The organism is Erwinia sp. MYb416, from assembly GCF_037479575.1.
Classification (GTDB): Bacteria; Pseudomonadota; Gammaproteobacteria; order Enterobacterales; family Enterobacteriaceae; genus Erwinia; species Erwinia rhapontici.
On sequence record NZ_JBBGYT010000443.1, the window covers coordinates 82,382 to 104,078 of the forward strand.

Here is a 21,697-nt window from a genome sequence, read left to right on the forward strand (position 1 = left end):
GCACGTCAGACTGGCAGCAGCTCGTAGCGTTTTTTATACTCTCGCGGGCTGACACCAACATGCTGACGAAAGATGCGGGAAAAATAGAGCGCATCGTCATATCCCACCGTCAGGGCCACCTGGGCAATACTGAGATGGGTCGACTGCAAAAGATTACTGGCGCGGATGACCCTTTGTTGTTCACGCCAGGCAAAGATCGTCATCTTCATTTCACGTTTAAACAGATGGGCGACGCGCGACGGTGAAAGAAAGACCTGACGGGCCAGTTGCTCAATGGTCAGATCCTCAGCCAGGTGGTCGTTAAGATACTGGCACAGCGTACTAATACGCGGCTCAATGGTCTGATGGCTGCACAGCGGTTGCCGCTGAAAACAGTCAATAATCAAGCGTTCCAGGGCATTCATCGCCAGTGCTTCCGCCAGCAAACCACTACGGCCATTCTGCTGAATCACTTCAAGGAACAGTCGCTGCGCCTGTTCACTCGGCTGGCCGAGTGGCAGGGAGGTGATGCCGATGCCATTGATCACCTGATCCCAGCGCAACCAGTCAAGCCAGTATGGCCGTGGCAGAAAGTAGATCCACAGATGATCCCAATGTTCATGATGTTCGGCGCGGCCATAATGATGCGCCACGCCGGGAGGAAACAGGAAAAGATCGTTCTCCCGGCTGGCAATATCGCGGCATCCGGCCCGAATGCGTCCCTCACCGCGCAGGGTCAGATGCAGGATATAGCCCTTCATGCCCTCCGGACGATTAATGTAGTAATCCAGTTTGCTGCCACGTGAAATGGGGGTAAAACCGGCCACCAGCCAGGCGCTGAAGGTAAAACTTTTCATCAAGGGTGAGTCATTCACCATATCCTGCTGATTGAGTTCCATAATTCTGCTCTGTTCACCGGTTACCCCACTGCCTCAGTCTCCCGGCGTAAATTGATAAATATGCACGCCCCAGGGATCGAGGCAAACCTCGTTTCCCGCGTTCACACGACCTCCGTGAAGCACGTCCTCTGCCGCCTGAGGCAGACTAAAGCGTATCGCCGTCGCTGAATAATTAAAACAGAACATCAGCGGGTTACCCGCTTTATTGATCGTTTTACGGGTAATCAGTGGGAACGTATACCCGACTGTTTCACCACTCAACCGCTGGACCAGGCGGGCAATCAGGGATTGCCCCGCAAGGAAGCCCAGATAGATCGCCCTGCCCGCACCATAGTCAGCTTCGGTGATCGCCGCATAGTCACCCCACGCCGGATGCTGATAGCGCGCCAGTACCTGCACACGCGGATCGTTATCCGGTGTCAACAGCTCCATCCACAGCTCTACCGGCTCATCCTGATCCAGTTGCAGATCGGAACAGCTGTTCAGTGTCACCTGCTGTGGCAGGGCGAACTGGCTGTAGCTGACGCGGCAGCTCTGGTTAAGAATCCCGGGCTGACGCTCTGTCCGCACTTTAACATGCTGGTCGCTGAAGCCACTTTTGAAACCAATTAAGGCCTGACCGCCCGCCTCAATATAGCGGTTAATTCGCATCAACAGCGCATCATCGGCAGCATACAACGCAGGCACCACAATCACCCGGTAGCGTGCGCTCTCCACATCAACATCGTTGATAATGTCCACGCCAATATTCGCGTCGTAGAGTGCATCATAGAAACGGCGGAAAATATCGTTATAGACATTGGTCTGCGCATCTCCCGGCTTAAACCAGTTAAAGGCTTCCATCGCGGTATTGCTGACTAAAATCGCCACATCGTTTTCACAGCGCAGGGAATCCAGCGTGGCGGACAGACGGGCAAAATCAGCGCCAATCGTTTTAGCTTCAAGATAGGTGGGATTTGCTGAAAAATCATGACTTAACAGCCCTTTCCAGTATGTCTCAAACGAATTATGGATCGAATGCCAGTGCCAGTACGACACCATTTTGGCCCCGGAGGCAATATGGCTGAAGGCCTGCAAACGCAGCTGGCCGGGATACGGCGTCCACTGGGCGAAGCCCTGCGCCTGGGTTTCCAGCACCAGATAATTTGCCCCCTGCTTTAGCCCGCGCGTCACATCCCCACCAAAGGCAATCTCCCGCCCGGTCAGCTGTTGCTGGGAGGGATGGTAGATATCCACCCCGGCAATCGTGAGTGCTTCGGCCGCAGCAAAATGATCCACACGTGGCTGGATACCGTACGAGTAACCGCGCCACTCAAAATCAAAGTTATGAGTGATAAACTGCTCTGGCTGCTTATATTCGGCGACAATCCGGCTTTGCCAGGCGAGATAATCGGTCACTTTCTGACGCTGGAACGCAGCAAAGGCACTACCCAGGCTGGCATTGATCGTACTCTCTGGTGGCGGGAAATCCTGCCAGTTATCAATGCGATTACTCCAGTAGTCCAGCCCGAAGTCGACATTCATCTGACGGATATCGGGGTAACGCCGTTGCAGGCTGTGAATAAACTGCTGCCGCATCTCCGGCCCGACGTTATCGTAGTGTTTGGTTTCGTTATCCAGCTGGTAGCCAATAATCGCCGGATGGTGCTGCACATGGTCCAGCAGCACACGGATGATGTTTTCGGCGTAACTCAGAAAAACCGGGCTGACAATATCCATAATCTGGCGACGACCATACTTCTGCTGCCCGGAAACCGTGGTAACCATCACCTCCGGGTGTTTTTTCGCCAGCCAGGCAGGAATGGCGTAAGTCGGGGTGCCGATAATCACATGGATGCCTGCGTGCTGCATGGCATCCAGCACGCGATCAATATGCCTGAAGTTGTACTCCCCTTCCTGCGGCTCCAGCGTACTCCATGTCGATTCCGCGATACGCACCACATTGATTCCGGCATCAAGCATCATGGCGATATCTTTTTCCAGCCGCTCCTCCGGCATATATTCGTCGTAGTAAGCCACTCCGTAATAGAGTTGAGACATTTTCTCCCCCTTATTCAGTAATAATATGATTGCGGCGGGCAAACAAACGCGTGCCTTCCAGCGTGAAGAATGAAATAGCGGTAAACACCAGTGCAACGCTGCCAAGAATGATATAGCTATCAGCAAAGCCCATATTTTTGTACATATGACCAATACCGCTGGAGAGGAAAATTTCACTGAAGCGTTTAGAGAACTGGAACCCAATCAGATAAACCGTGGCAGATAACCAGGGATTAAAGTTGGCGATGATATATTTTAATCCCGCGACCAAAAATACCGAACTTTCGAAACCATGCAGCATTTTCACTGCGCTAATGGATACCGGTCCGACAGCATAAGCGGAACCAATAATACGCAGACTCATAATCAGACCACAGTAAATCAGTGCATTTTTAGGGCCTATTTTATTGACGAACCAGGGCGCAAAGAACATCACCACGGCATCGAGAAATATCTGCGCGGTGTACAGATAGCCAAATACTTCAGCGCCGCGCGCTTTAGACGAGAAAAAATGGCTGTAGTAGATGGCAAACTGCTGGTCGTAGGTCTCATACACGGCGCCCACGCCCACCATATAGAGGCAGAAAAACCAGAACTTACGCAGTTTTAGCAGGTTACGAACATCCTGCAACGTCACCGGTGTGCGGGGGGCGACAGCAGCGCTGGCAACGGCAGCCACCTTCGGATCGGTTTTCCAGACAATCAGCATCAGGGCAATCCCCCCTGCGCTGGCCATCCAGAAAATATAATCCTGGTTAATCCCGTACAGCTCGCCCGCCAGGAACGTCCCAATCGCAGCACCAATTCCGCCAAACATCCGGGCGCGGCCAAACTCAAAGCCGGTCATACGGCTGACTTTATCAATATAGGCTTCGCATACCCCACACCCCGCACCAAATGCCAGGCCGATATACACACCCCCGGCAAATGCACCGAGGATCACATTATATTTTAACAGTGGAGCAAAGACCCAAATCCAGTAAGGAGCAAAAATCGTAATAATGATCGCCAGCATCCACATCAGATGCTTACGAAATACCAGACGATCGGCAACAAAACCAAACAGGGGTTGTACGCAGACAGAAACAATAGCGGTAAAAGAATAAACCAGCCCCACATCTGCATAATCAATGCCGATGGTATCGGTCAGCCACAATGAAAGATACGGATAACAACTGCCCCAGCCAATAAAGAAAAACAAAAAAAACAGGCAACACATCAAATAATTTTTTTCAATCTTAAACATGATGCACCTCTTCCATATGACGGCCTGATTACCGTTATGAGATGCGCTAACTTAACGCCAATTAATTCGACAAAGCAGGAGTGACACGCTGGCAACATAGAAAAATCTGCTGCTACCGAAAGGTTTGTGAGGTAACTCACGCCGGGGAGAGGAAAAACGCGTGGGAAAGCACACTGACGCCCCGGCTAATGCCAGAGCGCCAGTAAAGACTTAGAAGTCGTAACGCAGACGGACCAGGTTCATATCACCCAGATCGTCGGTGCTGGAGGTAAACACGTGTTCATAATCAACACGGAAACCGTAATCCAGTTTAAAGGTCACCCCCACGCCGTTATCAATGCGCTGGTAATCACGCCCGGTGACATACTGCAGACGGTCGCCCATCACGTACGGCATCACAGACTTCAGGCCATAAGCGCCGACCGGCACGGTATAACCGGCGAGGTATTCCACCCCCCACGCGTTACCCGAAAAGTAGTTATTCACATCGGCTTTTTTGGTGGTGAGGAAGTTATCGTACCAGCCGCCACCGACGGTGAAGGTCCAGTTATCCGGCTGCCAGCTCAGCGCAGTACCTACGATGTTCTGATCGTACGTCTTCTCATCACTGTTGCCCGGATTGCGCATTTCGGCACGGGTGTAGTTCCACGCGGTGCCCCACGTCAGGTCTTTGGTGATGTGGTAATCCACACCCAGTGAGCCACCGCCTTCACGCTTGTAACGCAGGCCGTTGCCTGGCAGATAGTCGCTGTCAGAGAACAGGTAAGAGGCATAGACATCGGCATCGCCAAAGGTGTTTTTATATTTCAGCATTTTGCGTGAGCGGTAAGAACCGTCGTAATCGCCGTTAATGCCGTTACCCGGTGCCTGGCCTACCATGTCGTAATCCCAGATATCAGTTTTGGCCCCCACCACATCGTAATAAACGCTATTCTGCTGGCCGAAGGTCAACTGGCCCCAGGTATTACTTTTCAGGCCGGTATATAACATACGGCGCGAGGTATTATTTGCCCCCTCGGCATGATGATTATCCCAACCAACCAGCGCCGGAATATTGACACCCAGTTCGTAATAACTGATCCAGCTAATGTCATCAAACAGATAATAATCAGCGGCGAAGCGGAAACGGGTACCGCCATCAAAACCATTTCTTTTATAGGAACCTTTATCACCATCGCCGGTCATATTATTGAACTGAGGACGAATGCTGCCGCCCACGGTAAAATTCAGACGGCTTAAGGGGTCACCGGCCTGAGGGTCCTGCTTCAGTACGGTAATCTCAGCCTGGGCAGCAAATGAAGCACTGCCGACAATCAGCCCCAGACCAATGGCCTGAGTTAAAATGCGCATCTTTGTTAACATTTTTTATTCCTGCGTAATATAGTCAAATAAATAGCACAAAAATAGTAGCCTGAACCGAATTGAAAAAGACTCATCTGCTGTACTGTTTTGTGCTGTTTACGCCGAAAATAAATTAAGCAAACATTTCAAAGGGTAACTTTAGTCATATAATTAATCATATTGTGCTTTATTTTTGTTATTTTTATAAAATAGGTAGATATATCTGATTGATGCAGGGAATACAGAAAACATCTTTTCTCGTCATTCTTTCTCTGCACAGGCCGTTTTACGCTGCGGCGGCACCCGTTTTCTGAGCGGGAATCCGGCCAGACAATCGAAGAAGCTTCCAGGCAGTGGCCGGAATGTGTGAGCCAAATCTGATTTTTCTAATTATTTCCCCGACGGGGAAAAGGTTAACACTATTAATTTTCACGCCCCCTCGTTTCACCGTAACAGGCAACCCTGAGCCCGCCTGACCCGCAGCCACCTTGTCTCGCCGCGTATGTCGCCCTCACACATCAGTCGATCCGTCTGCACGCCCTGCTTATCAATTATTCGGATTTCGCCACATTAACTTAAACAAAGGCTAAACCACAGTGATCCAACCCCCTGTAACCTCACATTTTCCTGTCCACCTTGAATGTTGCCAGGGATAATTTGTTGCGTTAAATTAATTCGTTACATTTTTGATTCATCACTTCGCAGGCACCTGACAAGGATTGCGTCACAGACAGGGTAAAAATCGATCTCATGGTTTCAGAATGGTTATCGCTACTCTTTTTTACTGCATCAGCTTCTCTCTACGCATGGAAGGCGGGACGTCATAAGCTGTGGTTTTCTGCGGTGCTGGCTCTGCTCGGCATCTATATCATTCTTAATGCGTCCCTGTTTGCCAGTAACTATTTTACCGGTGAAGGCATTAATGACGCGGTGATTTATACGATTACCAGCAGCCTGAGCGGTGCCGGATTACAGAAGTATATTCTGCCGGCAGTCGGGCTATTAATAAGTTTATTCCTGGTGTTTTTATTATTATCCTGGGTATTACGACTGCGAAAAAGCCACAATTACAGTCAACTTTATAGTGCGCTGGCACTGTTGCTGGCGCTGGCATCGATAAAAACCACACCGGCGTATCAACAAGTGACTGCATTAATAAAGTCACAGGTCAGCAAAGGGGAGTCGGATTTTGACGCCCACTACAAAGTGCCGGGAAAAACCCTGCGCGGCGAGCGTCCGAACCTGGTCTATATCTACGCGGAGAGCCTGGAGCGCACCTACTTTGATGAAAACGCGTTCCCGAAACTGGCCCCGGAGCTGTCTGATATCAAAAACAGCGCGGTGGACTTCAGCAACACCGAACAGCTTCCCGGCACCGAATACACCATTGCCGGTATGGTGGCTTCGCAGTGCGGCATCCCGCTGTTTGCGCCGTTTGACGGCAACGCCTCCAGTTCACTGTCCAGCTTTTACCCGCAAAACATCTGCCTGGGTGACATTCTGAAGTCCTCTGGCTATCAGAACTATTTTTACCAGGGTGCCAGCCTGAGTTTTGCCGGAAAAGATCTGTTCCTGTCGTCCCACGGCTTCGACCATATGTATGGCTTTAAAGAGCTTTCAGGCGTGGTCAAAGACCCGAAATACCGTAATGACTGGGGCTGGTACGACGATACCGTGCTCGACATCGTGTTTGAGAAATACCTCGAACTGGCGCAAAAAAACCAGCCGTTCTCGCTGTTTGCCCTGACCGTGGATACTCATCATCCCGATGGATTTATCTCACGCAGCTGCCAGCGCAAGTCGTATCCGTTTGAAGGCAAAGAGAACAAATCCTTCGCCGCCGTGGCCTGCGGTCAGGAGCATATCGCAAAACTTATCGCGAAAATCCGTGCCACACCGTACTTTAAAAACACCATTATTGTCGTCAGCTCCGATCATCTGGCAATGAACAACACGGCGTTTAAATACCTGAATCAGCACGACCGCCGCGATCTGTTCTTTATGCTGCGCGGTGATGATGTCAGCAGCCGGATCATCAACGTTAAGCGCAACACGCTGGATAACGGTGCCACGGTGCTGGATGCCATGGGCGGCGATAACTTTATCGGCCTGGGCCGCAGCAGCCTGTCGTCAACCTCACTTTCCACCACTTATCTCAATATCAAAGAGAAAATTAATCAGTGGAAGCCGGACGTGATCCAGCTGTGGAACTTCCCGAAAACGATCTCTGATTACAAAGTCGATACGGAGAAAAATACCTTTAGTTTCTCCGGCTCACATTTCAAGCTACCGCTGTTGCTCTCCGTGATGCCCGGCAAAATTGAACCGAAGTTCGATACCTGGCTTGCCACGCCACTGAAGCAGCAACTGGCAAAATTCGCGCCTGATGAAAAGTTTGTCTGGATTGATCGCTGCTACAAAATCGGCAGCGTGTGGGATGAGAAGCTGGCGATGCACAGCGGCCTGTGTGTGGCGAACGGTACGCTGAATACGTCCCCGACGATCTCAGAGGTTCAGGCGGGCGGTACGCTCGGCAAGATTACCTTCCCGGCGAAAACCGTATCGAGTGATGAACAATATCAGCGCAGCGTCACGCAATTACAGATTGCTGATGTCGACCTCAAGTATCGTTCTGACAGCATCCTGTTTAACCTGCCTGGCCTGCCACAGCAGGTACAGAAAGTGTCGGGTCTCTCCTACGTTGAGCCCTGGGGCCGCTGGTCCGATGCCAATCTGCTGCCACAGATTACCGTGCAGTATCTGGAGCCGTTACCTGCCGACTTTACGCTGACGCTGACCGCGCGTGCCTTTGGCGAGAATGCCCTGCGGCCGATCACCGTCAAGGTAGGCGAGTGGCAACAACAGGTCACTTTTGGCGAGCAGGATAGCACGCTGACGCTTCAGGTCAGCAATCCCGGGAAGGTACGCGACATTGTGATCACACCTCCCGCGCCGGTGGAGTCCAGCGTGGGTGTTATTGATGGCTTTGCGGCCCGAAAACTGGGCGTTGGCCTTGTCAGTCTGCGGGTTACCCCGCAGCCCTGACAGGGCACGTTTTCTCCACAGGAAAAACTTGCAGATAAAATCAGAAAATCTACTATAAAGCGTTATCCATTTACTGACAGGGATGCACGCCCTTTGAAATCATCGCTTTATGCTTTTCTGCTGCTCCCTGCGCTGGCGCTGCCACTGCAAAGCCAGGCACAACCCAAGCCCGATCCGCTGCTGGCGTCGCAGACGGTCGAACGCTACGCCGACAATATTTTCTACAACACCAAAGCCAGCGGTATGGCAATGGTGGCGATTGATGCCAACCAGCGAATTTTTGTCAGCCGCGGAGTCACACGCCCCGGCAGTGCGCAACGACCGCAAAAAGATTCACTGGTGCGCATTGCCTCGCTCAGCAAGCTGATGACCAGCGAAGTGATGGTCAAACTGGCCGAAGAAGGCCGGCTTCAGCTTAACGATCCTCTGAGTAAATTCGCCCCGCCTGGCAGCAAGGTGCCCAGCTTTAACGGCCAGCCGATTCGCCTGATCAACCTGGCGACCCACACCAGCGCCTTACCGCGTGAGCAACCCGGCGGCAAAGCGAATCGCGCTGTGTTTACCTGGCCGACCAACAGTCAGCGCTGGAACTGGCTGCGCACCGCACAGCTTAAGTGGGCGCCGGGTGAACGGGCAGGTTACTCTAACCTCGGCTTTGACCTGCTGGGTGATGCGCTGGCCCGCGCCGGGGGCAAACCCTATCCTGCGCTGTTGCAGGAAAAAGTCACCCGTCCCCTGGGGATGAAAGACACCACCTTTACGCCTTCTCCTGAGCAATGTGGCCGTCTGATGATCCCGGCCAAAAGCCCAAGCCCGTGCAATAACTCGCTGGCAGCCATCGGCAGCGGCGGCGTTTACTCCACACCGGATGATATGGGCCGTTGGATGCAGCAGTTCCTCGCCTCTGATGTTCACAGCCGCAGCCCACAGGCAGACCGTCTGCAAACTATGATTTATCAGCGCAGTCAGTTAACCAAAGTCGATGGGATGGATGTACCGGGCCGCGCCGATGCACTGGGAATGGGTTGGGTGTATATGGCACCGCGTGACGGCCGCCCTGGCATTATTGAAAAAACCGGCGGCGGCGGCGGTTTCATCACCTATATGGCGATGGTGCCGCAGTACAGTGTCGGGGTATTTATCGTGGTCGCCCGCTCACCGGAGACCCGTTTTACACCGATGAGTGACGGCGTAAACAACCTGCTGACCGAACTGATTGGCAACACCTCTGGCAGTGCCCAGCTGGCCGCCAGCATTATGGCTAACTGATCCATTCCCTGCGACAGACGCTGTTACGCCAGCGCCTGTCGCGGGACATCTGCAATTTGCGAGACGTTTAATCCTGTCTGAGCTCATCCCCAGGTACTGACTGAGGCTGACTGTGTTCCTCGACCTGCAACGGCGTCACATGATGCCGTCTGGGGGTTCTCAACAACTGTTCACGCGCCAGCAGTTGCCCACGTTTATCGTAATACCGACTGGGCCAGATCTCCGACGGATGGATTCCCAGTGCAGCGGCAATAATGAACTCCCCTTTTGGCCAGGGCCTTTTCAGGGCATTAGCCAGTGTTCCCGAACATAATCCTACCTTGCGGGATAACTCCGCCAGCGATGTCTGCCGTTTCTTGATCGCCGCGATGATATCGGCGGGGTGCATATCAGTTTTTTTCTTCATGCCTTCCTCTGCTTGTAAGCCAACTCCTGTTATCTTCCAAATTCAACACTAAGCAATACTTAGTACATTTTACACGAGCAGCTAAGAGAATCCTGTTAATTATTCAGAAGTCAGGATCGACATGCTGCCACATCGTTTGAAAGAAGCCCGGGTAAGGAAAGGGATATCACAACAGAAGCTTGGTGTTTTAGCAGGGATTGACGAAGCTACCGCCAGCGCACGGATGAACCAATATGAGCGCGGTATACACGTCCCTGACTTTGAACTGATGTGCCGCCTGGCTGAAGTTCTGAGTGTTCCTTCCTGCTATTTTTACACGGTTGAAGATGAACTGGCCGAGCTGGTGCGTTTGTGGCATCCTGAGACCAAAAAACCTTAATCCCGTGCCCGCCCTGCCTTACAATCTCTGGTTATAACGCCACCCTTTTTATCATAAGCCCCGACATTGACTCCGTGCCTCGTTTGCGGTTGTTTGTTACGCCTTCAGCTTATTGAAATTAAGGAAAATAACGTGGATCTTACCCTGAGCCGTACTGTCAAAACTGCCGCGCTGATGCTGGCTATTCTGCTCGCAGGCTGTGACCAGAAAAATAACGATGCCCACACGATTAAAGTCGGTGTGATCAACGGCGCTGAACAGGATGTGGCCGAAGTAGCCAAAGCCGTGGCGAAAGAGAAGTACGGGCTGGAGGTGGAACTGGTGGGATTCAGCGGTTCACTGCTGCCGAATGACCCCACGGCGCACGGCGATCTCGATGCCAACGTGTTCCAGCATCGTCCGTTCCTCGAACAGGACAACAAGGCCAAAGGCACCACCCTGGTCGCGGTAGGGAATACCTTTGTTTTCCCGATGGCGGGCTATTCGAAAAAAATCAAACAGATTAGCGAGCTGAAAGACGGTGACACCATCGCCATTCCGAACGACCCGACCAACCTCGGGCGTGCGCTGCTGCTGCTGCAGAAAGAGAAGCTGGTCACGCTGAAAGCGGATACCGGACTGTTGCCAACGGCGGTGGATATTACGGCCAACCCGCTGCATCTGAAGATTATGGAAATGGAAGGCGCGCAGCTGCCGCGCGTGCTGGATGACGCTCAGGTGACCGTGGCGATTATCAGCACCACCTACCTGCAACAAACTGGCCTGAACCCGGTACGCGACAGCGTATTTATCGAGGATAAACAGTCGCCGTACGTCAATATCATCGTGACCCGTGAAGACAATAAAGACGCGCCAAACGTGCGTGACTTTATCAAATCCTACCAGTCACCTGAAGTGGCGGCCGCGGCGGATAAGATCTTCAACGGTGGTGCGGTAGCGGGCTGGTAAGCGGAAAGCGTCAACCACGCGGTAAGCCGCATGGTTGACGTATTACTCAGTGCAATAACCACTTCGCATGGAGAGCGATCGCCGCCGGGCGGATCGCCTCAATGCTCTGCTCGTACGCTTCCGGCGTCAGCGTTTCCAGCTGGGAGAGGTTTTCTTCCTCGCCGTGCAGGGCAATCGCCGCCAGCGCAGGCTGCAAGGTGGCCGGCAGTGACGACCAGTCGCCCAGCGCCACGCCTTTCAGATAACCGCAACACCAGTCTTCCACCACGACAAACTCCTGATCGTCCACCGTGTTCAGGCCAAACAACGGCTCAAACTGGTCAGGATATTCATTCAGGCGGTCCGCGATATCGTTCATATGCTGGGCGATGAGATCCATAAACTGCTCAAACTCTTCATCCGACTCCCATTCCGGGTCATTCTCTTCGCCACCCCAAATCAGCGGCAGCCAGACCTGCGGCTCAACCAGCACCGGACCGGAGAGAATAGCGGTGAACAGGCCATCCAGTTCAGAGGCATCCACCACCGACTCTTCGCTGCCATATTTGATTAAGACATCGTCCAGCCATTCCAGCTCTTCTTCCGTCAATGGTCCTTGTTGCATGCTGTTACCTCGCTACGCATATCGGTTTTCACCCGGCGTTTACCGGTTTATGGGGGGTATTTTGGTTGCCAGGCAGGGAAAAAGCCACCGCCATCACGTTATATTTGCGGTTAACGCGGTGGCGTGCTCACCCTGCCCGATGGCATCCAGGCTGAGGCCGTGCGTTTTTAGTGGATCTGTGCGGCGGTTCAGGCTATTAACATCCGGTAAAAATATTCCAATGGATACACCATGAGACGGATAGCGTTACTCTGCTTTACCCTTTCCCTGGGCGCCCATGCGGCGAGTTTTGACTGCACCAAAGCCAGCAGCGTCAGCGAGAAACTGATCTGCACCACACCTGCCCTGTCCCAGGCTGACGACCAGCTGGCAAAGGTTTACCACGAGGCCAAAACCGCCAGCGGCAACAGCAGTGAATTCCGGCAGATGACCAAAGAGAACTGGGCGCTGCGCGAGCAGTGCAAGACCGCCGCCTGCCTGAGTGAGTGGTACAGCCGTTCACAGCAAAAATATGTGGCGCTGACCACTCCGCCGCCCACCGCCTGCCCGGAAGAAGGTACTGAAGTGACGCTGACAGGTAAGCTGCTGCGCATCACCTTCCCCGGCCCGCCGAACTACGAGAGCGTTGAACAAGGCGATGAAGCCGAGGTTTACTGGGTATTGCAGGCGGATAAGCCGGTGTGTGCGGATGATGCCGCCAACTGGGGAGACCAGGCGCAGATGCAACTGCTGGTGCAGGCGGGCATGTATAAAACCCATCGCCACCTGATCGGCCAGCGCGTGCGCGTTAACGGTTCACTGCTGTTTGCCGAGACGGGTCATCACCATACGCCGATGATGATTGGGGTAGGGAAACTGGAGGCGGAATAGTCTCCCGGCGCGCATAAAACGCGGTTATCGCCTATCGTTGAGCAACCCTCCCCAAAACGGAGTTTGACTATGTCACCGCTATTCGTCCCTGCGAGTCATTTCAGTATTGTGCAACTCAGTGACATTATGACCACCTGCTTTCAGCAGTATGTCGTACCGCTGTCGGTCACCCCGGACTATTTCGCCGCGCGCTTCTGTTCCGAAGGGCTGAATTTCACTGAGTCATTGGTGTGGATGCAGGGAGAGCAGCCGATCGCCATTGCGCTGGTCACGACCCGAGGCCTACGGGCACGCATCGCCGCCTTTGCGCTGCACCCGGACGCTCGCGGCAACGGGCTGGCGAAGCCAATGATGCTGGCGCTGTTATCCCGGCTGGCTGAAAAAAACTATGTTCAGGTTGCGCTGGAAGTGATTGCTGAAAACCGTGCGGCGGTGGCGCTTTACCAGGCGCTGGGCTTTGAAACCCGGCAGACACTGCTGGGCTTTACTGGTCAGGAGTCACCCAACGGCCCGACAAGCCCGCTGCCCATCGCCACTACCGACGCGTTGTTACGTGCTATCTGGCGCGCCCCGCAGAATGAGATCCCGTGGCTGCTGGACCCTCTCTCCTTTCCCGCGTTGCCCTGCCAGGTGGTTCGCGATGGCGAGCAGGCATGGGCCGTGATTGACTGGCTGACGGGTGCCCCGCAGTTGCGCTATTTGTTTGTCGAGCCCGATTTCCGCCATCAGGGGCGGGCCCGTACGATACTGGGTAAGATAAATGCGCACTATCCGGGGATCCGCACGCCAGTGTCTGTGCCGGAAAGGTTTGCCCCGTTGTTTATTCAGGCGGGGTATCAGCAGGTGGCATTACAGCAGTATGAGATGGTGAACAGTCTGGATAAATAACCTCCCCTGCGCGGGGAGGCTCGGCATCAGTCAGGATTGAGAAATCAGCGCTTAACACTGTCGATAAAGGTTTTGCGTGCCGTTTTCGAGCCCAGACGCTCCGCTTCATCCAGCAGTTTCAATGCCTTATCAACATCACCCGCTTTGACTGCTTTCGAAATCGCGTCATTAAAGTAGCGTTCAGAATCGTCGAGCATCGGTGCGTCCGGCTTCGTCACGGCTGGCGCCGCTGCCGGAGCTGTCCTGCCGACCATGACAGGTGCCGCCGCCGGGGCCGATGACGGGAAGACCTGACCAATCATCACGTTGCCACTCTTCTGCTCGGCAGACACTTTGAGGCTCAGCAACCCCGTTGTCGTATGGCGGGCAATCGGGTCCGGGATATCCGGCACAGCGTTACCCACGCCCGCCGCATAGGCTTTCGCCGGGTTCACCATCTGCGTTGTCTCTGCCAGATCTTGACGCGTGGTATACACCAGCAGGTAAATGTGTTTTTGACCCAGCGCAGGCGTCAGTTTCAGTGTGCCTTCCAGACGATCGCTGGAAACAATGCCAGGCTGCTGATACGGGAAGTAGCTGGAGGGGTAGAAAGCCGCCGGACGCATCTGTTCATCCAGCACTAATACATTCGGTGCATACACCGTTTTCCCCGTCGCAATACTGCTCAGGGTGATTTCAAGCGATCCCCGGTCGGCAGGCAGGGCAAAGGCCGCAACGGCCCCCTGAATATCCCCCTGATTAATCGTGGCGCTGGCAGTGCCGAGCGTCACATCCTGCGTCACTGGCGGCACCAGCGGCGTCCATGAAAGCGTGTGTAAGGTCTGGCTCGCGATCGCCGGTGCGGTACTGGCATCCTGCTGCGCGGCGTAAACCCCGGCAGGCAACGCCGCCAGCAGGCTCAGCGACAAACACAGTGACAGCAGATTTTTTCTCATGGTTGTTTCCTTTTGATCACCTGAAGGCTGGCGGCTATCCACTGATATACCGCCAGCCAGCACTTCTTAGCTCATGTTGAACGCGGCTTTTTCCAAACTGTTTCGTGTTGCTGGAAGGCGGCAAGCGGCCAAGTCCCCGGGAGCGTAGATCACTACGTGGCCGGGGCGAGGCCGCGCAGCCAACGCATCAGCAGCGCGAAACAGGAAGGAAAAAGTTACCACCAGATTTCCATTTGCGCGCCGAAGGTCACCTCATCGTCATTGCCGCGGCTGAAAGTACGCGCACTGGTGTCATTCATCGCTAACCCATTGCTGGTGCCGGTATCCGTGTCATAACCCCACTTCTCATCCCAGTTCGCATAGGTGGCGAACACGCGGATGGCCGGGCGTGACCAGATGCTGTTACCCGCCTGCCATTGCTGGGCCAGGGTCACTTTGTACTGGCCGTTACGATCGCCGGTGCGCTGGGACTTCACGTTGTCGTAACCGACTTCCAGCAGGGTGCTCATGATCGGCGTCCATTTGTACATTGGACGCATGCCCACGGTGTACCAGGTGGTGCCGTTGTTGTTATCACGGTCAACGTCCTGATACATGCCCACATACATCAGGCTCCAGGTATCGTTGAAATCAATCGCACCGTGGTCGAGCACGCGCACCATGCTGCCGTTGTTGTTGATCGCCGAGCCGTTAGAGTGGCCGTTTGCCGCGCCCTGGCCCGGATCGGTCATCGAGTCTGCCGCATACTGCAACACAAACTTGTTGAAGCCGTTATAGATACTCTGCGTGTGTTCTGCCGTCAGCAACCAGCCGTCTTTGGTGGCATCGTTCGCCAGGGAGTAGCCATCACGCGCATTAGCACGTCCGTAATCCACGCCCAACTCCAGCACGCCGCCAGGGTTAGTATTCAGCCCGGCAAGACGCACGTCGAACACGTCATTCGAGGTAGCCACTTCATTACGCTGGTCGGCGATATAGCCGAACGACCCGCCGCTTTCGGTGTTACGCGTTGCCGCCAGAGACAACTTACCAAAGCCCAGATCGATATCTTCCAGACCGGCACCCGGGCCGGAAATATCCCAGTAGTAGAAGTCGATCATGTGGACGTCATGACGCTGATAGAAGCGCTTACCGGCCCACATGGTAGAACCTGGCAGCCATTCGATCAGGTTTTTCCCTTTCACATTCGCTTCGCGGAAAGCCGGATCGGTTGACTCCCAGTCATTCTGCTGTGAAACGGAATAGGCCACGTTGGTATCGAAGTAGAAGCTCTTGTCCCCTTCTTTCCACACTTCCTGGCCCAGTTTTAATTCTGCATAGGTTTCGCACTCGTTACCCAGACGGTATTTGCTGTCTGCCCCGGTCGCTTTGAAGCACTGCTGCTCGCCGCCGCTGCCGGACCAGCCAATGCCCGAACGCGCATAACCGGTAAAATCAACCGCCATCGCTTGTGTAGAAAGGATACCGGCAGCCACTGCCAGCGACAGGGAAGCAATACGCATTGTTCTCATCATTTTCTCCTGTAGGGGATCGCGTGCTTTCAAACGCCGGGTTCCGGGTGTAACCGGCGACATGCCGTTCCGTCTTCGCGGAACAGATGACAGCGGTGTGGCGGCAAACCAATGGCGAATGTTGCACCTTCTTCTACCAGCACCACGTCATTCTGGCGGTACACCAGGTTCTGACGAATGGCCGGAATTTGGATATGAATCTGTGTTTCGTTACCCAACTGCTCAACCACCTGTACCTCACCGGACAACGTGACCTCAGCCACGTCACTGGGCAGCAGATGTTCAGGACGAATGCCCAGCGACAGATTGCTGCCGACGATCACCTCCGTGCCCTCCACCGGCAGCCAGACCTGCTGACGATTAGGCAGCTCAACCTGCACACGCGTGGGTTCCGCTCCGGTGACTTTGACCGGCAGGAAATTCATTTTGGGGGAGCCGATAAATCCGGCGACAAAGCGGTTAGCAGGGTAGTGATACAGCTCAAGGGGCTTACCGACCTGGGCGATATGTCCGGCGTCGAGCACCACGATCTTGTCGGCCAGCGTCATCGCTTCCACCTGATCGTGCGTCACGTAAATCATGGTGCGCTTGAGGCGCTTATGCAGACGGGAAATCTCGATACGCATCTGAACGCGCAGCGCGGCATCCAGATTAGACAGCGGTTCATCCAGCAGGAACACCGTCGGTTCCGCCACCAGCGTACGACCGATCGCCACGCGCTGCCGCTGCCCACCCGACAGGGCTTTTGGCCGGCGATCCAGCAAATGGGCCAGCTGGAGCACCTCAGAAACCTGGTTGACCCGTTGATTGATTTCGGCTTTTTTTGCCCCGGCCAGCTTCAGGCCGAAAGACATGTTCTCGGCCACCGACAGATGCGGGTAGAGCGCATAAGACTGAAAGACCATGCCGATGCCACGCTCTGAGGGCGGCACGTCGTTCATGCGTTTATCGCCGATCTTCAGCTCACCGGAGGTGATGTCCTCAAGGCCGGCAATCATGCGCAGAAGCGTTGACTTGCCGCAGCCGGAAGGCCCGACAAACACCACAAACTCGCCTTCTTTTATCTCCAGGTTGATATCACTGGAAATCACCGTCTTGCCAAACGCTTTGTACACGCTGTTAAGGGAAACGCTCGCCATCCTGAACTCCTGTACTTGACGCCTGCGAGAAAACTCGATGCAACGAAGAGTGAAGGAGTGGTGGGTAAACGTAATCACCCGTAACAAAGTTTTTCATGGCGGAGGCGCAGGGAGGACGGTCACTTCATGGCAACGGCTGAAAGTTCACTGCCCCGCTCAAATTCGTGATCGGGGTAGCAAAAAATGAAGCCACAAACTGAGCCTTCCACCACATAACGTCTGAGAGTGTCGGTGGGATCACACTCTGAGGGCCGGGGGCGTAGAGGGGGGGATGATGAAGGCAGAGCAGGTTGAATCCACACTGGCGCCGTACCCTGTCATTCCTTCTGTGACACGAGCAATACCGACTCCTAACAGGATAAAAAAGGATTGGATTATGACTCTCAGCATCAAGGTTCCTTTCGTTAAAAAAGTCGTTAAACAGACCCTGGCCCTCACCGCGCTCGCGACGCTGGTGCTCTCTTCCTCTGCGTTTGCCAAAATCGAAGAAGGCAGGCTGGTCATCTGGATCAACGGTGACAAGGGCTATAACGGCCTGGCGGAAGTCGGTAAGAAATTTGAAAAAGACACCGGCATTAAAGTCACCGTCGAGCACCCGGATAAGCTGGAAGAAAAATACCCACAGGTGGCCGCGACCGGTGGCGGCCCCGACATCATTTTCTGGGCGCACGATCGCTTCGGCGGTTACGCGCAGTCCGGCCTGCTGGCTGAGATCAGCCCGGACGCGGCCTTTAAAGATAAGATTTTCCCCTTCACCTGGGATGCCGTCACCTTCAACGGCAAGCTGATCGGCTACCCGGTCGCGGTGGAGGCGTTGTCGCTGATTTATAACAAAGACCTGATCAAAGAGGCACCGAAAACCTGGGAAGAGATCCCGGCACTGGACACCTCGCTGCGGGCGAAAGGCAAAAGCGCCATCATGTGGAACCTGCAGGAACCCTACTTCACCTGGCCTGTCATCGCGGCTGACGGCGGGTATGCCTATAAATATGAGAACGGCAAATACAACATCAAAGACACGGGCGTGAACAATGACGGCGCCAAAGCCGGTTTACAGTTCATTATCGACTTAGTGAAAAACAAACACATCAACGCCGACACCGACTACTCCATCGCCGAAGCCGCCTTTAATAAAGGCCAGACCGCCATGACCATCGACGGTCCGTGGGCGTGGTCGAATCTCGACAAGAGTAAAATCAACTATGGCGTTGCCCTCCTGCCCACCTTCCATGGCAAACCGTCTAAGCCGTTCGTCGGCGTGCTGACTGCCGGTATCAATGCCGCCAGCCCGAATAAAGAACTGGCGAAAGAGTTCCTGGAAAACTACCTGATCACCAACGAGGGCCTGAGCGCCGTCAATAAAGACAAACCGCTGGGCGCGGTCGCGCTGAAATCCTATCAGGAACAGTTAGAGAAAGATCCGCGCATCGCCGCCACCATGGCGAACTCGAAAAACGGCGAAATCATGCCAAATATCCCGCAGATGAGTGCGTTCTGGTATGCCGAGCGCAGCGCCATCATTAATGCGGTGAATGGCCGTCAGACCGTTGAGCAGGCGCTGAAGGACGTTGAAACACGCATTACCAAGTAATTAACGTTAACTGACTGATGCCGTTGAGGTCATGAAATAAACGGCAGAGAGCCAACCCGCTCCCTGCCGTTACTACAAGGATAGCCCCTATGCCAGTAGCCCAAACCGGTCTGACCGCTGACAAAAAATGGCCGTTGCGTCAGGTGATAAAATGGCTGGCCATTGGCCTGCTCACCTGCTTAACCGGTTATCTGATCGTGCTGATGTATGCGCAGGGTGAATATCTCTTTGCCGTTCTGGCGCTGATCCTCTCCAGTGCCGGCCTGTACATTTACGGTAACCGCCGCGCGTATTCGTGGCGCTATGTCTATCCTGGCCTGGCCGGGATGGCGTTATTTGTGCTGTTCCCGCTGGTCTGTACTATTGCGATTGCGTTTACTAACTACAGCAGCACTAACCAGCTGACCTTTGAACGTGCGCAGTCGGTGCTGATGGGCCGTGAATTCCAGGGCGGTAAAGCCCTGAACTTTGCGCTTTATCCGGCAGGCGAACAGTGGCAGCTGGCCCTCACTTCCCCTGACAACGCTGAGGTCCTGGTTTCCCCGCCTTTCACCTTTAACGCGTCGGCCCCCCAAACGCTGACCATGACGCCGCAGGCTGCCCCCACCGGGGAGAAAGCCGGGCTGCGCGTGGTCACCCAGAACCGTCAGGCGCTCGGCCAGTTAAGCGCCAGATTGCCCGAGGGTGCCACGCTGCGCATGAGTTCACTGCGCCAGTTCTCCGGCACGCAGCCGCTGTATCAGTTGAACAAAGAGAACCAGCAGCTGACCGATGCCCAGTCCGGCGTGGTTTATCAGCCGAACCGCGAGACAGGGTTTTATCAGGCGGTGAACGCCCAGGGAGAATGGCAGGCAGAGAAACTCAGCCCCGGTTTTACCGTTGGCATCGGCTGGGGCAACTTCCTGCGCGTGCTGCACGATGACGGCATCCAGAAGCCGTTCCTTTCTATCTTCGTCTGGACGGTTATTTTTGCGCTGCTCACCGTGGTGCTGACCGTTGCCGTCGGCATGGTGCTGGCCTGTGTGGTGCAGTGGGAGGAGCTGAAAGGCAAAGCGGTGTACCGCATCCTGCTGATCCTGCCCTATGCCGTTCCGGCGTTTATCTCCATTCTGATTTTCAAAGGGCTGTTCAATCAGAGCTTCGGGGAAATCAACCTGATGCTGAATGCGCTGTTTGGCATTAAACCGGCGTGGTTCAGCGATCCCTGGACGGCGAAAAGCATGATCATCATCGTCAACACCTGGCTGGGGTATCCCTACATGATGATCCTGTGTATGGGCCTGCTGAAGGCGATCCCGGACGATCTCTACGAGGCCTCGGCGATGGACGGCGCAACGCCGATGCAGAACTTCTTCCGCATCACGCTGCCGCTGCTGATCAAACCCCTGACGCCACTGATGATCGCCAGTTTTGCGTTTAACTTTAATAACTTCGTGCTGATCCAGCTGCTGACCAACGGCGGGCCGGATATGCTCGGCACCACCACCCCGGCCGGGCACACCGACCTGCTGGTGAGCTACACCTATCGCATCGCCTTTGAGGGCGGCGGCGGGCAGGACTTCGGGCTGGCGGCGGCGATTGCCACGCTGATCTTCCTGCTGGTGGGCGCGCTGGCTATCGTCAACCTGAAAGCATCACGCATGAAATTCGACTAAGGAGTGATAACAATGCCAATGGTAAAACCGAGGTCGCAAAAAGTCAGGCTGCTGGTGACGCATCTGTTACTGCTGAGCTTTCTGGCGCTGATCCTGTTCCCGCTGCTGATGGTATTTACCATCTCGCTGCGCCCGGGCAACTTCGCCACGGGCAGCCTGATCCCGGATCAGGTCTCCTGGGATCACTGGAAGCTGGCGCTGGGGATCACCGTAACGAACAGTGACGGCAGCCTGACGCCGCCGCCGTTCCCGGTGCTGCTGTGGTTATGGAACTCGATCAAGATCGCCGGGATCACCGCCGTAGGAATAGTGGCGCTTTCCACCACCTGCGCCTATGCTTTTGCCCGCATGAAGTTTCGTGGCAAAAGTTCGCTGCTGAAAGGCATGCTGATCTTCCAGATGTTCCCGGCGGTGCTGTCACTGGTGGCGCTCTACGCCCTGTTTGACCGCCTGGGCATTTACATCCCGTTCCTTGGGCTGAACACGCATGGCGGGGTGATCTTCGCCTATATGGGCGGCATCGCCCTGCACGTGTGGACGATCAAAGGCTATTTCGAAACCATCGACAGTTCGCTGGAGGAAGCCGCCGCGCTGGACGGTGCCTCACCGTGGCAGGCGTTTCGCCTGGTGCTGCTGCCGCTGTCGGTGCCGATTCTGGCGGTGGTGTTTATTCTGTCGTTTATTGCCGCCATTACCGAAGTGCCGGTGGCCTCGCTGCTGTTGCGCGATGTGAACAGCTACACGCTGGCGGTGGGAATGCAGCAGTACCTTAACCCGCAGAACTATCTGTGGGGCGACTTCGCCGCTGCCGCTATTCTCTCAGCCATCCCGATTACGGCGGTGTTCCTGATTGCCCAGCGCTGGCTGGTAGGTGGGCTGACGGCGGGCGGGGTGAAGGGTTAGTTTATAACGATGTTTTTGCGCGTTATCCCGGTAACGGGTGTAGTACTTT

At 54.6% G+C, this 21,697-nt stretch carries 18 protein-coding genes; 9 read left to right on the forward strand and 9 right to left on the reverse strand.

The genetic code is table 11. The features are described from left to right. Window positions 1-5 precede the first annotated feature (5 nt). From araC to WH277_RS27780, 4 genes are all read right to left on the reverse strand, one after another. On the reverse strand, window positions 6-878 hold the full coding sequence (gene araC / locus WH277_RS27765; protein ID WP_167863416.1) for an arabinose operon transcriptional regulator AraC: 873 nt from the start codon (window positions 876-878) through the stop codon (window positions 6-8). Window positions 879-911: 33 nt separating this feature from the next. Further along, window positions 912-2,918, reverse strand: a complete 2,007-nt coding sequence (locus tag WH277_RS27770) for a beta-galactosidase (protein WP_339507461.1) — start codon at window positions 2,916-2,918, stop codon at window positions 912-914. 10 nt (window positions 2,919-2,928) lie between these two features. Then, window positions 2,929-4,164 (reverse strand): oligosaccharide MFS transporter, encoded by a 1,236-nt coding sequence (locus tag WH277_RS27775; RefSeq protein WP_133843900.1) that lies wholly within the window; start codon window positions 4,162-4,164, stop codon window positions 2,929-2,931. Between the two features lie 210 nt (window positions 4,165-4,374). Further along, window positions 4,375-5,526: a porin gene (locus WH277_RS27780; protein ID WP_159337346.1), complete on the reverse strand. Its 1,152-nt coding sequence runs from the start codon at window positions 5,524-5,526 to the stop codon at window positions 4,375-4,377. Window positions 5,527-6,255: 729 nt separating this feature from the next. Here WH277_RS27780 and opgB point away from each other — a divergent pair. Beyond that, window positions 6,256-8,550, forward strand: a complete 2,295-nt coding sequence (opgB, locus tag WH277_RS27785; RefSeq protein ID WP_159337345.1) for a phosphatidylglycerol--membrane-oligosaccharide glycerophosphotransferase — start codon at window positions 6,256-6,258, stop codon at window positions 8,548-8,550. 93 nt (window positions 8,551-8,643) lie between these two features. Then, window positions 8,644-9,819, forward strand: coding sequence for a D-alanyl-D-alanine-carboxypeptidase/endopeptidase AmpH (gene ampH, locus WH277_RS27790; RefSeq protein WP_133843905.1), 1,176 nt, complete (start codon window positions 8,644-8,646; stop codon window positions 9,817-9,819). Between the two features lie 67 nt (window positions 9,820-9,886). Here ampH and WH277_RS27795 read toward each other — a convergent pair whose 3' ends face one another. After that, on the reverse strand, window positions 9,887-10,225 hold the full coding sequence (locus WH277_RS27795) for a helix-turn-helix domain-containing protein (protein WP_133843907.1): 339 nt from the start codon (window positions 10,223-10,225) through the stop codon (window positions 9,887-9,889). A 121-nt stretch (window positions 10,226-10,346) separates the two neighbouring features. Between WH277_RS27795 and WH277_RS27800 the strand changes: the two genes are divergently transcribed. After that, window positions 10,347-10,604, forward strand: a complete 258-nt coding sequence (locus WH277_RS27800) for a helix-turn-helix domain-containing protein (RefSeq protein ID WP_133843910.1) — start codon at window positions 10,347-10,349, stop codon at window positions 10,602-10,604. Window positions 10,605-10,748: 144 nt separating this feature from the next. Beyond that, window positions 10,749-11,552 carry a lipoprotein NlpA gene (gene nlpA, locus WH277_RS27805; RefSeq protein WP_259151110.1) on the forward strand — a complete coding sequence of 268 codons (804 nt, stop codon included), beginning with the start codon at window positions 10,749-10,751 and terminating at the stop codon, window positions 11,550-11,552. A 46-nt stretch (window positions 11,553-11,598) separates the two neighbouring features. Here nlpA and WH277_RS27810 read toward each other — a convergent pair whose 3' ends face one another. Then, on the reverse strand, window positions 11,599-12,156 hold the full coding sequence (locus WH277_RS27810; RefSeq protein ID WP_133843914.1) for a YecA/YgfB family protein: 558 nt from the start codon (window positions 12,154-12,156) through the stop codon (window positions 11,599-11,601). A 231-nt stretch (window positions 12,157-12,387) separates the two neighbouring features. On the opposite strand from WH277_RS27810, the gene WH277_RS27815 reads away from it, so the two are divergent. Further along, window positions 12,388-13,026 carry a DUF4431 domain-containing protein gene (locus WH277_RS27815; protein WP_133843916.1) on the forward strand — a complete coding sequence of 213 codons (639 nt, stop codon included), beginning with the start codon at window positions 12,388-12,390 and terminating at the stop codon, window positions 13,024-13,026. A 69-nt stretch (window positions 13,027-13,095) separates the two neighbouring features. Then, on the forward strand, window positions 13,096-13,914 hold the full coding sequence (locus WH277_RS27820) for a GNAT family N-acetyltransferase (RefSeq protein ID WP_213202217.1): 819 nt from the start codon (window positions 13,096-13,098) through the stop codon (window positions 13,912-13,914). Between the two features lie 44 nt (window positions 13,915-13,958). Here the strand turns inward: WH277_RS27820 and malM are convergent, their stop codons facing one another. The 3 genes from malM to malK all read right to left on the reverse strand — a co-directional run bounded on the left by malM (window position 13,959) and on the right by malK (window position 17,499). Then, window positions 13,959-14,849 carry a maltose operon protein MalM gene (gene malM / locus WH277_RS27825; RefSeq protein ID WP_339507465.1) on the reverse strand — a complete coding sequence of 297 codons (891 nt, stop codon included), beginning with the start codon at window positions 14,847-14,849 and terminating at the stop codon, window positions 13,959-13,961. 215 nt (window positions 14,850-15,064) lie between these two features. After that, complete coding sequence (locus WH277_RS27830) at window positions 15,065-16,363, reverse strand: maltoporin (RefSeq protein WP_166653729.1); 1,299 nt, start codon at window positions 16,361-16,363, stop codon at window positions 15,065-15,067. A gap of 26 nt (window positions 16,364-16,389) precedes the next feature. Then, window positions 16,390-17,499 carry a maltose/maltodextrin ABC transporter ATP-binding protein MalK gene (gene malK, locus WH277_RS27835; protein WP_212815828.1) on the reverse strand — a complete coding sequence of 370 codons (1,110 nt, stop codon included), beginning with the start codon at window positions 17,497-17,499 and terminating at the stop codon, window positions 16,390-16,392. Between the two features lie 376 nt (window positions 17,500-17,875). Between malK and malE the strand changes: the two genes are divergently transcribed. The 3 genes from malE to malG all read left to right on the forward strand — a co-directional run bounded on the left by malE (window position 17,876) and on the right by malG (window position 21,648). Continuing rightward, window positions 17,876-19,090 carry a maltose/maltodextrin ABC transporter substrate-binding protein MalE gene (gene malE, locus WH277_RS27840; protein ID WP_159337342.1) on the forward strand — a complete coding sequence of 405 codons (1,215 nt, stop codon included), beginning with the start codon at window positions 17,876-17,878 and terminating at the stop codon, window positions 19,088-19,090. Between the two features lie 89 nt (window positions 19,091-19,179). After that, window positions 19,180-20,745 (forward strand): maltose ABC transporter permease MalF, encoded by a 1,566-nt coding sequence (malF, locus tag WH277_RS27845; protein WP_133843929.1) that lies wholly within the window; start codon window positions 19,180-19,182, stop codon window positions 20,743-20,745. Window positions 20,746-20,757: 12 nt separating this feature from the next. After that, window positions 20,758-21,648, forward strand: a complete 891-nt coding sequence (malG, locus tag WH277_RS27850; RefSeq protein WP_159337340.1) for a maltose ABC transporter permease MalG — start codon at window positions 20,758-20,760, stop codon at window positions 21,646-21,648. Window positions 21,649-21,697: the final 49 nt, after the last annotated feature.